This window comes from Roseivivax halotolerans (assembly GCF_900115815.1).
GTDB classification, from domain to species: domain Bacteria; phylum Pseudomonadota; class Alphaproteobacteria; order Rhodobacterales; family Rhodobacteraceae; genus Roseivivax; species Roseivivax halotolerans.
The window spans coordinates 361166-375128 of the sequence record NZ_FOXV01000001.1; the positions used below are offsets into that span (position 1 = coordinate 361166).

At 64.1% G+C, this 13963-nt stretch carries 11 protein-coding genes; 9 read left to right on the forward strand and 2 right to left on the reverse strand.

The window, feature by feature from the left end:
• Nucleotides 1–52: 52 nt before the first annotated feature.
• The gene (locus BM171_RS01795) at nucleotides 53–673 is read right to left on the reverse strand and encodes an SCO family protein (protein WP_093009070.1); all 621 of its coding nucleotides are present in this window, start codon (nucleotides 671–673) and stop codon (nucleotides 53–55) included.
• A gap of 80 nt (nucleotides 674–753) precedes the next feature.
• Here BM171_RS01795 and regB point away from each other — a divergent pair, with 80 nt between their 5' ends.
• The 8 genes from regB to trxA all read left to right on the forward strand — a co-directional run bounded on the left by regB (nucleotide 754) and on the right by trxA (nucleotide 12268).
• A complete protein-coding gene (regB, locus tag BM171_RS01800; RefSeq protein ID WP_093009071.1) occupies nucleotides 754–2136 on the forward strand; it encodes a sensor histidine kinase RegB in 1383 nt (460 codons plus the stop codon).
• 169 nt (nucleotides 2137–2305) lie between these two features.
• The gene (locus BM171_RS01805; protein ID WP_175497470.1) at nucleotides 2306–3409 is read left to right on the forward strand and encodes a PAS-domain containing protein; all 1104 of its coding nucleotides are present in this window, start codon (nucleotides 2306–2308) and stop codon (nucleotides 3407–3409) included.
• A 58-nt stretch (nucleotides 3410–3467) separates the two neighbouring features.
• Nucleotides 3468–3941, forward strand: coding sequence for a tRNA (adenosine(37)-N6)-threonylcarbamoyltransferase complex ATPase subunit type 1 TsaE (gene tsaE, locus BM171_RS01810; RefSeq protein WP_093009073.1), 474 nt, complete (start codon nucleotides 3468–3470; stop codon nucleotides 3939–3941).
• A 2-nt stretch (nucleotides 3942–3943) separates the two neighbouring features.
• Nucleotides 3944–4915, forward strand: a complete 972-nt coding sequence (locus BM171_RS01815) for an aminoglycoside phosphotransferase family protein (RefSeq protein ID WP_175497475.1) — start codon at nucleotides 3944–3946, stop codon at nucleotides 4913–4915.
• A complete protein-coding gene (locus BM171_RS01820) occupies nucleotides 4897–5565 on the forward strand; it encodes a nucleotidyltransferase family protein (RefSeq protein WP_093009075.1) in 669 nt (222 codons plus the stop codon). The genes BM171_RS01815 and BM171_RS01820 overlap by 19 nt, the downstream gene beginning before the upstream one ends.
• Nucleotides 5562–8522, forward strand: a complete 2961-nt coding sequence (addB, locus tag BM171_RS01825; protein ID WP_093009076.1) for a double-strand break repair protein AddB — start codon at nucleotides 5562–5564, stop codon at nucleotides 8520–8522. Before BM171_RS01820 ends, addB begins: the two co-directional genes overlap by 4 nt.
• Nucleotides 8522–11905 (forward strand): double-strand break repair helicase AddA, encoded by a 3384-nt coding sequence (addA, locus tag BM171_RS01830; RefSeq protein WP_245760152.1) that lies wholly within the window; start codon nucleotides 8522–8524, stop codon nucleotides 11903–11905. Before addB ends, addA begins: the two co-directional genes overlap by 1 nt.
• Before the next feature lie 42 nt (nucleotides 11906–11947).
• Nucleotides 11948–12268: a thioredoxin gene (gene trxA, locus BM171_RS01835; protein WP_093009077.1), complete on the forward strand. Its 321-nt coding sequence runs from the start codon at nucleotides 11948–11950 to the stop codon at nucleotides 12266–12268.
• 60 nt (nucleotides 12269–12328) lie between these two features.
• On the opposite strand, the gene BM171_RS01840 is transcribed toward trxA, so the two are convergent.
• Nucleotides 12329–13216 (reverse strand): phosphotransferase, encoded by an 888-nt coding sequence (locus BM171_RS01840; RefSeq protein WP_245760153.1) that lies wholly within the window; start codon nucleotides 13214–13216, stop codon nucleotides 12329–12331.
• Between the two features lie 182 nt (nucleotides 13217–13398).
• On the opposite strand from BM171_RS01840, the gene hslV reads away from it, so the two are divergent.
• Nucleotides 13399–13956 (forward strand): ATP-dependent protease subunit HslV, encoded by a 558-nt coding sequence (gene hslV / locus BM171_RS01845; RefSeq protein WP_093009078.1) that lies wholly within the window; start codon nucleotides 13399–13401, stop codon nucleotides 13954–13956.
• Nucleotides 13957–13963 lie beyond the last annotated feature (7 nt).

The following is a 13963-nucleotide window of genomic DNA, read 5'->3' on the forward strand; positions in this document are numbered from 1 at the left end:
TGTATCAAAGATTTAGTGACGCAGGGCCATCCGGTCAAATGCGACGAAACGCTCAGCTTTGGGCGGCCTCGGCAAAACAGCTTACGCCCGCGGCGATCTCCTCGGCCGGAAGCTCACGGCGGTAATAGTCGACGAAGCCTTCGCCGGGCATCAGAAGGTAGGTGAAGGTGGTGTGATCTACGAGGTAATACTCGTCCTCGGGATCCTGAGGCACGCGGTAGAACACGCGGAAGGCATCGGCCGCGGCTTTCACCTGTTCGGTGCTTCCCGTGAGCCCGACCATCTCGGGGTGGATGGCCTCGGCGAATTCGCCCACGACGTCGGGTGTGTCCCGTTCAGGATCGACACTGACAAAGGCTGTTTGCGCCTCGATCCCCTCCTCTTCGAGGATATCGATCACGGCGGCGTTCCGAACCGTATCGAAAGGGCACACGTCGGGGCAGAACGTATAGCCGAAGTAGAGGAGCGTCGGTTCGGTCACGAGACTGTCCTGCGTCACGGTCTCGCCGTCCGCACCCACCAACTCGAACGGGCCGCCTATATCGCCCGCCACCGCGCCCGAGCGGCATTCCGCGAATGTCTGCGGATCGCCTCGCAAGAGCGACCAGAACGCCGTCACCGCGATCACCGCCGCCAGGGCCACACCGGCTGTCACCACATAGATCCACCGCATCACTCTTGCTCCCAGATTGCCAGGGTCTGGTAAGGGTCGTATCACTTGCCCCCGCACCCGCAAGAGACAGGTTGGCGCAGATGACAGACGCGGAAATCGGAATTTTCGGCGAGCGTCGCCGCGCCAACTGGATCCGGCTCAGGACGATGATCGTACTGCGCTGGTTCGCCATTGTGGGCCAGCTGACGGCGATCGCGGTCGCCGAATACGTCTACAATCTCGATATGGAGACCGGCCTGTGCATCATGGCGGTCGGCATCTCGATCATCGGCAATCTCGTCGCGACCTTTATCTTCCCTCAAAGCAAGCGTCTGTCGGAGACCGAGAACCTCTTGATGGTCATCTTCGACGTGCTTCAGCTGGCCTTCCTGCTCTTCCTGACCGGGGGGCTGCATAACCCGTTTTCGCTTCTGCTGCTCGCGCCGGTGACCGTCTCTGCAGCGGTGCTTCCGCTGGGACGCACGGTGCTGCTCAACGCGGTCGCCCTGGCGCTCGTCACGGGGCTTGTCTTCTACCACCTGCCGCTCAAGACCGAGTCCGGCCAGGTCCTGCGAATTCCCGACTTGTTCGTCTTCGGACAATGGACGGCGATGACCATCGCGCTCGTGTTCATCTCGCTCTATGCACGCCGGATCACGCAGGAAATGAGCGCGATGGGCGATGCGCTGGCCGCAACCCAGATGGCCTTGGCCCGAGCGCAGAAACTCAACGACCTTGGCGGAGTGATCGCCGCGGCTGCCCACGAGCTCGGCACGCCGCTCGCCACGATCAAGCTCACTTCGGGCGAGCTCATCGAGGAGTTGGCCGACCGCCCCGAGCTGCAATCCGATGCGACCCTGATCCGCGAACAGGCCGACCGTTGCCGCGACATCCTGCGCTCGATGGGACGTGCGGGCAAAGACGATCCGCAAGTGCGCCATGCCCCTCTGATGGAGGTCATTCGCGAGGCGGCGGAACCGCACGAGGATCGCGGCAAGACCATTCTGATCGACGGCGACTGCGAGGGGGAGCCTCTCATCCTGCGTCGCCCAGAGATCATTCACGGCATTCGAAACCTCATCCAGAACGCCGTCGATTTCGCGCGCACCACGGTCGAGGTCGAGGCCACGTGGACCGAAAGCCAGATCTCCGTTCGGATCGTCGATGACGGTCGCGGTTTCCCGCCACATCTTCTCGGCCGGATCGGCGATCCCTTCATGCGCTCGCGCCGAACCGAAAGCCAGCGTCAGGCACGGCCTGCCTACGAGGGTATGGGCCTTGGCCTTTTCATTGCGAAGACGCTGCTTGAGCGAACCGGCGCCGAGCTGAGCTTCGCCAATGGGCACGACCCGTTCGCAGCCCCGCGCTCCGAGGACGAACATCAGGGGGCCATCGTCGAAGTGATTTGGCCGCGCGAGGCGATTGCGGTCGATACGCGCACCGCACGGGCTCCGCTCGGGCGAAATACTCTCGTCGAGAACTAAGCGCGGTTAATGCCGCCTTAACCCTCGCTGTCCAAGCTGGTCCAAGGAACAGATGAGGCGCGACATGGACTACGAAACGATATCCGCCATCCTTGTCGGGGCAGGGTTGGGTCTTTTGATATTGAGGATGGGTCCTTGGCCGGGCCGTGCGCCTCATGACGCTGCGCGCATGGCACTCGACCTGGAAGCCCAGCGTCTCAGACAGGCGTCAGAGGTTTCTCCGCTGCCCATGTGGCATACCGGACCCGATGGAAAGCTGATCTGGGCGAACCGCGTCTACCGGCAGATCGCCGACGTTTCGGACACGGACTTGCCCTTTGCAAGCCGCCGCCCCTCCAAAGACGGAAAGACCCGCGTGACACTTCCCAGGACTGTCGGGGATATCGGGGTCGACTTCGAGATATCCACCATGCCCGTCACCGGTGGCACGGCCCATATTGCCACGGAAATCAGCGCCATCCTCAAGGCCGAGGCGGCGCGGCGGACCTTCGTTCAGACCCTGTCCAAGACCTTTGCCGATCTACCGATAGCTCTTGCCGTGTTCGACAAGGAGCGGCGGCTCGCCCTGTTCAATCCGGCCCTGCTGGATTTGACCGGCCTCGCACCCGCCTTCCTGTCTGCGCGCCCCGATACGATGAGTTTCTTCGATCAGCTGCGAGAAAATCGCATCATGCCGGAGCCAAAATCCTACGCCGAATGGCGGCAGCGTCTGGCCGATCTCATCAATGCGGCGAGAGATGATCGCTATACTGAAACATGGAGCCTGCCGAACGACCGCACGTACCGTATAAGCGGTAGGCCGCATCCCGATGGGGCTATCGCGTTCCTGATCGAGGATATCAGCTCTGAAATCTCGCTATCGCGCCGATACAGAGCCGAACTGGATTGCATGTCAGCTGTGCTCGATGCGTCGGACAAGGCTCTGGCGGTCTTCTCCGGCCAGGGCGAGCTTCTTCTGACAAATGCCGGGTACCGCCGTCACTGGCAAGCCTCGGGCAGACTGAGCAGAACCGGCGCGTCGCTTGCGGACGAAATCGCTGGATGGCGCAAGCTCGCCGGCGACTCAGAGGCGTGGCAGATGATCCGAATTAGCGTGGCACGAACGTCGGCAGCCGGTGAGGCGCAAATTGATGCGGGCGGGAAGCAGTCTCTCGACATCTCCGTGTCTTGGACACCGCTGCCTCACGGCGCGACGCTCGTCAGCTTCTCGGGCGACGCGCAGGCCGTTGCAGCACCCCAAAGGGCACAACTGGCGCATATCGCCGAAGCTTGAAAAGCGCCAGCCATCGATCCGCTCTTGCGGGTCATGCCCGGCGCGATAGTCTCGCGCCATGTCTCCCGAGCGCCGCCACCTCACCCTCCAATCCCCCGACGAGACCGCGTCGCTGGCCCAGCGGATCGCCCCTGTTCTGCGGCCCGGTGACACGATCCTGCTTTCCGGCGGGATCGGCGCGGGCAAGACCCATTTCGCGCGAGCCTTGATCCAGAAACGCCTCGCGGTCCCAGAGGACGTGCCATCGCCGACATTCACCCTGGTGCAGACCTACGAAACCGGCACTGGCGAGATCTGGCATGCCGACCTTTATCGGCTCGATGGACCGCACAGCATCGATGAACTCGGCTTGACTGAGGCTTTCGATACAGCGATTTGCCTTGTCGAATGGCCAGATCGGCTTGGCGATCTGGCGCCGGAACAGGCTCTGTTTGTGGCGTTCGAGTCAGGGCCGGTAGATGAAGCGCGCAGTCTAGAGTTCACCTGGACCGATCCGCGCTGGACCTCGCGCATCGAAGGCATCATGTCGTGACTGTGGAGACCTTTCTAGAAGAGGCGGGATGGGCCGGTGCCGCCCGTGCGCCGCTTGCGGGCGATGCCTCGACGCGCCGATATACCAGGCTGCAACGTGGCAGCGAACGCGCCATCCTCATGGAAGACCCGGACGGCGCGCCGGAGCATTTCGCGAGGCTCGCCCGCTACCTTTTGGGCCTTGGCCTCAGCGCGCCCGAACCCTTTGCCGAGGCACCGGGCCTCCTCCTGCTTGAAGATCTGGGTGACGGCGTCTTCGCCAAACTGGCCCGCGAGAGACCAGAACAGGAAGACACGCTCTACCTCGCCGCGGTCGAAGCGCTCGTCACGCTGCACGCCGCGGACCCACCGGACGTGCCGCCTGCCGATCCTCGCTATTTCACTGACCAGGCGAGCGACGCACTGAAGTGGTATCTCAGAGGACTCGGAGCTGAGACCTCGAAAACCGACCCTGTCATTGCCGAACTTGGCGAAGCACTCGCCAAGCATGCGCCTCAAACGGACGTCACCATCCTCCGCGACTTCCATGCCGAGAACCTTATCTGGCTCCCGGACAGGCAGGGGCCCGCGCGGGCCGGTCTTCTCGATTTCCAGGATGCCCTGCAGGGCAACCGGGCCTATGATATGGTCTCGCTGATCGAAGACGCCCGTCGCGATGTCTCCGAGACGACCCGACAGGCTGTTGTTCGGTTCTACCTCGACGCAACAGGCGTGACGGCGGCAGAGTTCGAGACCGCGATGGCGGTGCAAGGCGCAGCGCGCAACCTGCGTATCCTCGGTATTTTCGCCCGGCTCGCAGCGATCCGGGGCAAGCCGGGCTACATCGACCTTGTTCCGCGTGTATGGGGTCATCTCAGCCATGATCTGACGCATCCTGCCTTGGCGGATCTCGCCGAAGTGATCGAGATCGTTTTACCACGACCAACCGAAGCTCATCTGCAAAGCCTCAGGAGCCAATGCCAGACGCCGTCATGATCTTCGCGGCCGGGTTCGGCACGCGCATGGGTGACTTGACCAAAGACCGCCCGAAACCGCTGATCGAGGTTGGCGGGCAGACGCTCCTCGACCGCACACTGGAGCTCTGTGCAGAGGTTCCGCGCCGGGTGGTCAACACCCATTACCTCGCCGAGATGATCCGCGATCACCTGACAGACCAGGACGTCACGGTGATCGAGGAATCGCCGGAGATCCTCGATACCGGCGGAGGGCTCAGGAACGCGCTGCCCGTTCTGGGTCCGAACCCGGTCTACACGATGAATTCCGACGCGGTCTTCGCCGGGCCGAACCCTTTGACGCTCCTCGGAGACGCATGGGATTTTGACCGCATGGACGCGCTTCTGCTTTGCGTGCCGCTCGAGCGGGCTATCGGGCGCAAGGGTGATGGGGACTTCACACTTGCCGAAGACGGGCGCCTGCAGCGCGGCGGGAATAGGGTCTATACCGGCGTGCAGATCCTCAAGACAGATCAGCTTGCCGGTTTTCCCGACCACGTCTTCTCGCTTAATCGTCTCTGGACGGAAATGGCATCCAGGGGCCGTCTGTTCGGTCTCGACTATCCCGGCCGCTGGGCGGATGTAGGTCATCCCGGCGGGATCGCGCTTGCCGAAGAGATGCTGGGCACATGATTTTCGAGAACGAAGCCAAACCGCGCCTGTTCGGCATGCCGCCCGGCGCGGATTTTGCCGCCGAGCTCGTGAGCGGCCTGCGCCGACGCGTCGCGCATATGTCACCCGAGACGATGGCGCGAACCGAGCTTTACGCCAATAGCGGGCGCATGGCTCGCCGGATCGAGGCGTGTTTCGCCGACGGCCCGCCAAGCTTCCTCCCTCGTATTCGTCTTCTGACCGACACCGCCGAACCGGGCCTCCGCGCGCTGCTACCAGAGCCTGTCTCGCCCCTCAGACGGCGCCTGGAGCTGACCAGCCTCGTGTCCCGGCTTCTCGATCAGGACCCCGATCTTGCGCCTCGTTCGGCCCTGTTCGACTTGTCGGACTCACTCGCCGGTCTCATGGAGGAAATGCAGATCGAGGGTGTTCCGCCCGAAGCAATCGCGACGCTCGATGTCGAGGATCAGTCCGGGCACTGGGAGCGCGCGCTCGGTTTTCTGCGGATCGTGCAGGACTATTTCGACGCGACCCATCCTGAGCCCGATGCCGCCGCGCTCCAGCGCCGGGCGGTGGCGGCACGGATCGCGCGATGGCAAACCTTCCCGCCGGAACACCCGGTGGTCGTGGCGGGCTCGACGGGGTCGCGCGGAACCACGCACGAGATGATGGTCGAAGTCGCGCGTTTGCCGCAGGGCGCCGTGATCCTGCCGGGCTTCGATTTCGACATGCCCCGCCATGTCTGGGACCAGTTGATCGACGATCTTCCACGCGCCGATAAAAGCCAGCCGGGCGAGGATCATCCGCAGTTCCGCTTTGCGCGTTTGCTGCGCGACCTCGGCGCAAGCCCAGCTGATGTGAAACCCTGGGGCGGCCCGGCTCCCGCGCCGGGCCGGAACAGGCTCGTCTCGCTCGCGCTGCGCCCGGCCCCGGTCACGGATCAATGGCTGACCGAGGGGCCCGAGCTGCCACCTCTGGGCGCGGCGACAGAGCAGGTGACTTTGCTGGAGGCCGCGCATCCCCGCGAAGAGGCCGTCGCCATCGCTATGCGCCTGCGCGAAGCGGCGGAGCGGGGGCAAAATGCGGCTCTGATCACGCCGGATCGCGTCCTGACACGGCAAGTGACGGCAGCGCTCGACAGGTGGGGCATCGTGCCGGACGATTCCGCAGGTCAGCCGGCGCAACTGTCGCCTCCGGGTCGGCTTTTGCGTCAGGTGGCGGCCCTGTTCCACGAGGATCTGACCGCCGAGACGCTTCTGGCCCTGCTGAAGCACCCGCTCTGCCATGCCGGCGACACGCCCAAGGAGGACCGCAGCGCGCATACACGCGCAGTGCCGGCGCTCGAAGCGCATATCCGTCGGAAGGGGCTGCCTTACCCGGATGCGGAATCTCTGCGCGCATGGGGCGAGCGATGCGGTCACGCTGCCTGGGCCGATTGGCTTGCGCGCACCGTGTGCGACCGAAAAATCACCGGACACCAGCAGCTCGGCGAGTGGATCGCCGCGCATCAGGCCCTTGCTGAAGCCGTGTCCGCAGGCAGCCAAGGCGCTGGACCGCGTGCCTTGTGGGACAAGGAAGCCGGGCGCACCTTGCATTCGGTCATGGAGGCGCTGACCCGCGAAGCCGATGCCGGGGCCGACCTTTCGGCCCGCGATTACGCCGACCTTTTCCGAGCGGTCCTGTCCCGCGAAGAGGTGCGAAACCCGGACAGCGTCCATACCGGCATCCGTATCTGGGGCGCGATCGAAGCACGGGTCATGGGCGCTGACCTGATGATCCTCGGCGGTCTGAACGAAGGCTCCTGGCCGGAAATGCCCAAGCCAGACCCGTGGCTCAACCGGCGTATGCGAGCAGATGCGGGTCTAACACTGCCTGAAAGGCGTATCGGGCTTGCAGCGCATGATTTCCAGCAGGCGATTGGCGCACGTGAAGTCTGGCTCACCCGTGCCACGAAATCCGATGACGCGGACACCGTGCCGTCGCGCTGGCTGAACCGGATCACCAACCTCATGGCAGGCTTGCCAGAACGCGGAGGCGATGTCGCGCTCAAGGCGATGAGAGCGCGGGGGCGCGACTGGCTGAGAAAGGTCCATGCCCTCGAAACGCCGATCGCGGCACCCACGGCAAAGCGCCCGTCGCCCCGGCCGCCATCCGAAGCGCGGCCGCGATCCCTGCGCCTGACGCAAGTGAAAACCCTGATCCGCGACCCTTACGCGATCTATGCCCGGAATGTTCTGCGCCTCATGCCGCTCAATCCGCTGATGCAGGCGCCGGATGCGCTTTTGCGTGGAATAGTGACGCATGACGCGCTTGAAGCGTTCGGAAAAGCTATGCGGGACGAAGGTCTTCAGCCGACGGCGGAGACGTTTCTTCTGCATGTCACCCGCGCGCTGGCCGAGAAGGTGCCCTTCCCCCTCGCGCGGCAGCTTTGGCACGCGCGCATGCGGCGGGTGGCGGGAAGCTTCGCGCAGGACGAGGCGGCGCGGCAGGCCCGCGCGGGCCTCGCCCATATCGAGGCTGAAGGCGAAGCGCGGCTGGAACTGCTGGACTTCACTCTGACTACCCGTGCCGACCGGATCGATATCGACGACCGGGGTGGCGCGTATCTTTACGACTACAAGACGGGCAATCCGCCGCAGCCCAAAGAGCAGAAATTCTTCGACAAGCAGCTTCTTCTGACCGCCGCCATGATCGAGCGTCAGGCATTCGACGGGCTTCGCCCGCGCTTTATCGCGGATGCGCGGTATATCGGTCTCGGCTCGAATGCCGGCGAGGTGCCGGCGCCTCTGGACGAAGAGCCCCCGGCGAAGGTCTGGTCGGATCTCGAAGCGCTGATCGCGCGATACCTCGACGCCGGACAGGGCTTCACCGCGCGGCGTGCGATGCTGCTCGACAGCGGATCGAGCGATTACGACGATCTGTCCCGGCTCGGCGAATGGTCGGTCTCCGACAAGGCAAACTCCGAGGAGGTGTCCTGATGCGGGACGATGCCAGCGAAGCGCAGGTGATTGCCGCACGTCCCGGAAGCTCGACCTGGCTTTCGGCCAATGCCGGTTCCGGCAAGACACGCGTTTTGACCGACCGCGTGGCGCGGCTTCTTCTCGAGAATGTCGCGCCCGAGAACATCCTCTGCCTGACCTACACAAAAGCCGCCGCGAGCGAGATGCAGAACCGTCTCTTCAAGCGGCTCGGTGCCTGGGCAATGCTGCCGGATGCGGACCTGCGCTCGGAGCTCGGCACGCTCGGCGTCGACGGTCCTTTCGAGCCGGTTTTTCTGCAGAAGGCACGCACACTCTTTGCCCGCGCCATTGAGACGCCGGGCGGTTTGCGGATCCAGACCATCCACTCTTTCTGCGCTGCGCTTCTGCGGCGGTTCCCGCTCGAGGCACAGGTCAGCCCGGATTTCCGCGAGATGGAGGACCGTTCGGCCGAACTTCTGCGCGCCGAGATCCTCGAGCGCATGTCCGCCGGTCCGGAGGCCGCGCGCGTCTCCGATCTCGCGCTGCATTTCACCGGGCAGGACGACAGCCTCGATGGGCTTCTGAAGGAGGTTTTGAGCCGAAAGAGTGCCTTTTTTGGAGGAATAACTCACGGAGACCTCAAGGCACTCTACGGCGTCCCGCCGGAATATGACGCGCAATCGCTGCTAGCAGAGACATTCCTCGGCAGCGAGGCACAGCTACTGGCGAGAGTACGCGCCGCGATGGAGGAGTATGGCGGCCCCACCGATCAAAATAACGCAGCGCGTCTGGCCGGAATCACACTCGACACCGTTTCCGATCTCGCAGTCCTCGAAGAGGTCTTTCTAACCGGTAAGGCGGCAAAGCTGCCATTCAGTGCGAAAGCCGGATCCGTGCCGACGAAGGCATGCCAGAAGCAGGCCGGGCTTGCCGACCTCATGCCCGATATCGATAATCTGGCCGCTCGGATCGAAGAAGCAAGGCCAAAGCGGACAGCCCTCGCCGCCACCGAGCGCGATCTCGCCCTGCATCGCTTCGCCGAAGTCTTTCTGCCCGCCTACGAGGCCGAAAAACAGGCTCGCGGCTGGCTCGATTTCGACGATCTGATCGAGAAGGCGCATGAGCTTTTGTCCAACTCGGACGTAGCCGAATGGGTGCTATACCGACTGGACGGCGGGATCGACCACATCCTCGTTGACGAGGCCCAGGACACGAACCCGCTGCAATGGCGCGTCATCGAGAAGCTGGCCCGCGAATTCACGGCCGGGCAAGGCGCGCGCGCGGATCTCTTGCGAACGATCTTCGTGGTCGGGGACACCAAGCAGTCGATCTATTCGTTCCAGGGCGCTGATCCCGATGAATTCGAGCGGATGCGCGCCGCCTTCGACGCGCGGCTGAATGATGCGGGCACACCTCTCGAAATTCGGTCGCTCGCCTATTCCTTCCGCTCGGCGGGTCCGATCCTGCAGGCGGTCGATGCGACATTCGACGATGCGGACGGGTCCGGCTTTGCCCCCGGCGGACGGCATCTGCCGTTTCATGCCGAAATGCCCGGACAGGTCGATCTCTGGCCCGTTGTCCCCAAGCCCGAGAAAGACGAAGACGACGTTTGGTACGAGCCGGTCGACCGGCCCGCACCCACCGATGCGACCGTTGTGCTTGCCAAGCGGATCGCGCGGTTCATTCGCGAAGCGATCGAGCGCAAGCAGCCCCTGCAACTCGGCCAGTCCGCACCCCGCGCCATGCATGCGGGCGATGTTCTGATCCTCGTGCGGCGGCGGGGCACGCTTTTCGCCGAGATCATCCGCGCCTGTAAGGCCGAGGGACTGCCGGTTGCGGGCGCAGACCGGCTCAAGGTCATGGCGGAGCGGGCTGTGAAGGATATCGGCGCGCTCTTGTCTTTCCTCGCCACGCAAGAAGACAACCTGTCCCTCGCGGTCGCCCTGCGCTCTCCATTATTTGGGTTGGGCGAACAGGATCTGTTCTCGCTCGCCCACAAGCGGAAGGGCGAAAGCCTTTGGGAACAACTGCGAAAGCGCGAGCCCGATTACTCCCAGACGCTCGCGATCCTGAACGACTTGCGTCGTCAGGCCGATTTCCTGCGCCCCTACGACATGATCGAACGGATCCTGACGCGCCATAACGGCCGGGCGAAGCTGATCGGCCGGCTTGGCATAGAGGCTGAGGACGGGATCGACGCGCTGCTGGCACAGGCCCTCGCCTATGAGAGCGGCGCGGTGCCCTCGCTCACCGGGTTTCTCGGCTGGATGCAAACAGACGATCTGGAGATCAAACGCAGCCCCGAAGCCGCGGGGCGCGCGATCCGTGTCATGACGGTCCACGGAGCTAAGGGCCTGGAGGCGCCGGTCGTGATCCTGCCCGATTGCGCCAAGGCGAAGGCCGAACACAAGGGCGCCTTGCTGGACCTTGGTCCCGACAGCGTCGTCTGGAAGGCCAAAAGCGAGGAGATGCCCGAGGCTCAAAGCGAGGCGCTGGAGATCGCCAAGGCGCGCGACAAGGCAGAGCGCGACCGGCTCCTCTACGTCGCGATGACGCGGGCTGAGGCATGGCTCGTCGTTGCAGCGGCAAGCGATATCGGCAAGACGCCAGACGAGTCGTGGTACGGGCAGATGCAAAGGGGTCTGGAGCGGGCCGGAGCCCTCCCCTTCGCGTCGCGTGATGGCGAAGGGTTGCGCCTCGGAGCGCTGCCTGACGTTCCGGCTGAAGAGGCTTCAGTCTCCGAAGAACAGGCTCTATCTCTGCCCGATCACTTCCGCCGCGACGCCGCCGTGCCGCTGGTCCAGCGCGCGCTTCTTTCCCCTTCGTATCTCGGAGGGGCCAAGGCGCTTCCCGGCGACGGGGATGAGACGGAGATCGCGAAAGCACGCGGCACGCGGATTCACGCACTGCTCGAGGTTTTGCCCGACCTGCCCGAGACCGACCGGCCGTTGGCGGCGAACCGAACGCTGGCCGGGATGCGGGTGCCGGAAAATGACCGAGCCGAGCTCGCAGGTGAGGCACTGTCCGTCCTCACGGCACCGGAACTGTCCGACATCTTTTCGTACGGCGCGCTGGCCGAAGTACCGCTGACCGCCGATCTACCTCGTCTGGGCCCGATGCACGGCATCATCGACCGGCTGATCATTACGCCGGAACGCGTTCTTGCGGTCGATTTCAAGACGAACAGGCAGGTGCCTGCCACGGCAGACGCAGTTCCCGAAGGCCTTCTGAGACAGATGGGCGCCTACCGCGCCATGCTGAGCGCGATCTATCCCGGACGGAACGTCGAGACCGCGATCCTCTGGACCGCAACGGCGCAGATCATGAGCTTGCCCGCCGCGCTCACGGACGCGGCACTCGCACGCGCGGCCCCGCTTGATTCTGCCGAGGCTGCTCCATAGGTTTGCTCCAAGACATCCCGTAATTTCGATGGAGTAGATGCCATGGCCACAGTTGCCGTTACAGACGATACTTTCGACCAGGAAGTGAAGAATTCCGACGTGCCCGTAGTCGTCGACTTCTGGGCCGAATGGTGCGGTCCCTGCAAACAGATCGGTCCGGCTCTCGAGGAGCTGAGCGCCGAATATGACGGCAAGATCAAGGTCGCGAAGGTCGATGTGGATTCGAACCCGAATACCGCGGCGGCGATGGGCGTGCGCGGCATTCCGGCGCTCTTCATCTTCAAGGACGGCCAGGTTGTGTCCAACCGCGCGGGCGCCGCTCCGAAAGCCGCCCTCAAAGGCTGGATCGACGAGTCGATCTGATCGGTTGAAATGCCGAGCGAATGATCGCCCCGCGCCCGGAACGGCGCGGGGCTTTTCGTATCAAACCTCGAAAACGCGGCTGACGAGCGACATCAGCCGATCGAACCGCCGGGATTGCGCGGCGCTGCGAAGACGCTGCTCGGCTGGAAGGCCCCACCACTCTGCCAACACCCGATGCCTCAGAAGCATCTGCACCGAGGGATCTGTCTCTTGCACCAGCGTGTACCCGCGGAAGAACGCCGATAGGAGTGAGAGAGGCAGCACTTCCCTTGGCACGATGGCCGAATGATCGGCTCGCAGCGTGGCGACATCGACGAGCAGGCGCGCGATGTCATGCCCGACGGGAGACGCGCCGGCTTCGTGAAAATCCAGCCCCCAGACGCGATCTCCTAAAAGGAGATTACGCATGTGCAGATCGCCGTGAAGCTTGGCGGCCACCGTTTCCTGACCTTCGAAACGCGGGCGCATGTCCTTGAACCGAGATGCCGCCTTCCGAAACCTCTGCGCCTCTGCGATGGGACGCTGTCCAGCGGCTTCTTCGGCCAGAATAGTGTCGAGGTATCGATAGGTGAACTTCGGCTGGAAGATCCTCACCGTGCCAAGCCGCGCGCGATGAAACCGATCGAGCCAGAGCCCTGCGCGCTCAAGATGCGTGCCCTGATCGGCGGGATTTGCGCGTTCGAGGCAATCTGACAGCGTTCGCCCTTCGGCAAAGCTCATGAGGCAGGTTTGTGTCTCGGTATCGGCCGCCAGCAAGGTCGGCACAGCGGCCATCGGATCGTCCGGGAAATGTGCGTTCACATCGAGATGGGCCGCCATCGCCGCCATGAAGCCTTCGGGGTCCCGCGGGCGCATCTGCTGCTTCAGCACGATATCATGACCGCCCCGCGAGAGCCGGAAGAGATCGCGCGACACGCGCGCATCCTCCCGGGCGGAAAGTCGACGCACGGACCATCCCTCCGTCTCTAAACCGGCCTCTTCGGCCAGTCGCGACCAGACCGACCCAAAGATCTTCAGAGCGTCCTGCCGCACCTTTCCCCCTGCACTTGCTTCCGTGCGGCTCCATACGCGCCGCTTGCGCCGGTTCTGTCCAGCCCCCATATGGCGGCAGACCGACAAAGGAGTGAGACATGGCCGACGAGACATTTCCCGGTTGGCACGGCACGACGATCATCGGGGTCCGCAAGGGCGGCGAAGTCGTCGTCGCGGGCGACGGGCAAGTCAGCCTGGGACAGACCGTCATCAAAGGTTCGGCGCGCAAAGTGCGGCGGCTGTCGCCCGGCGGATACGACGTGGTCGCGGGATTTGCCGGCTCGACCGCGGATGCCTTCACGCTTCTCGAGCGGCTCGAAGCCAAGCTCGAAGCGACGCCGGGGCAGTTGCAGCGGGCGAGTGTCGAACTCGCCAAGGATTGGCGGACCGACAAGTACCTGCAAAAACTCGAAGCGATGCTGATCGTCACCGACGGCAAGGATCTTTACGTCATCACCGGCGCGGGCGACGTGCTGGAGCCGGAACACGATATCGCGGCGATCGGCTCGGGCGGGAATTTCGCGCTCGCCGCGGCACGCGGGCTCATGGAAACCGAACGCTCCGCCGAAGAGATCGCCCGCCGCGCGATGGAGATCGCGAGCGACATCTGCGTCTATACCAACGGCAACCTGACCGTTGAGAAAATCGGCGGCTGAGCCGCCC

Bases quoted from the DNA above. Each gene is read 5' to 3' on its own strand.
- BM171_RS01795 (WP_093009070.1), bottom strand. From the start codon at position 673: ATGCGGTGGATCTATGTGGTGACAGCCGGTGTGGCCCTGGCGGCGGTG.
- regB (WP_093009071.1), top strand. From the start codon at position 754: ATGACAGACGCGGAAATCGGAATTTTCGGCGAGCGTCGCCGCGCCAAC.
- BM171_RS01805 (WP_175497470.1), top strand. From the start codon at position 2,306: ATGGCACTCGACCTGGAAGCCCAGCGTCTCAGACAGGCGTCAGAGGTT.
- tsaE (WP_093009073.1), top strand. From the start codon at position 3,468: ATGTCTCCCGAGCGCCGCCACCTCACCCTCCAATCCCCCGACGAGACC.
- BM171_RS01820 (WP_093009075.1), top strand. From the start codon at position 4,897: ATGCCAGACGCCGTCATGATCTTCGCGGCCGGGTTCGGCACGCGCATG.
- addB (WP_093009076.1), top strand. From the start codon at position 5,562: ATGATTTTCGAGAACGAAGCCAAACCGCGCCTGTTCGGCATGCCGCCC.
- addA (WP_245760152.1), top strand. From the start codon at position 8,522: ATGCGGGACGATGCCAGCGAAGCGCAGGTGATTGCCGCACGTCCCGGA.
- trxA (WP_093009077.1), top strand. From the start codon at position 11,948: ATGGCCACAGTTGCCGTTACAGACGATACTTTCGACCAGGAAGTGAAG.
- hslV (WP_093009078.1), top strand. From the start codon at position 13,399: ATGGCCGACGAGACATTTCCCGGTTGGCACGGCACGACGATCATCGGG.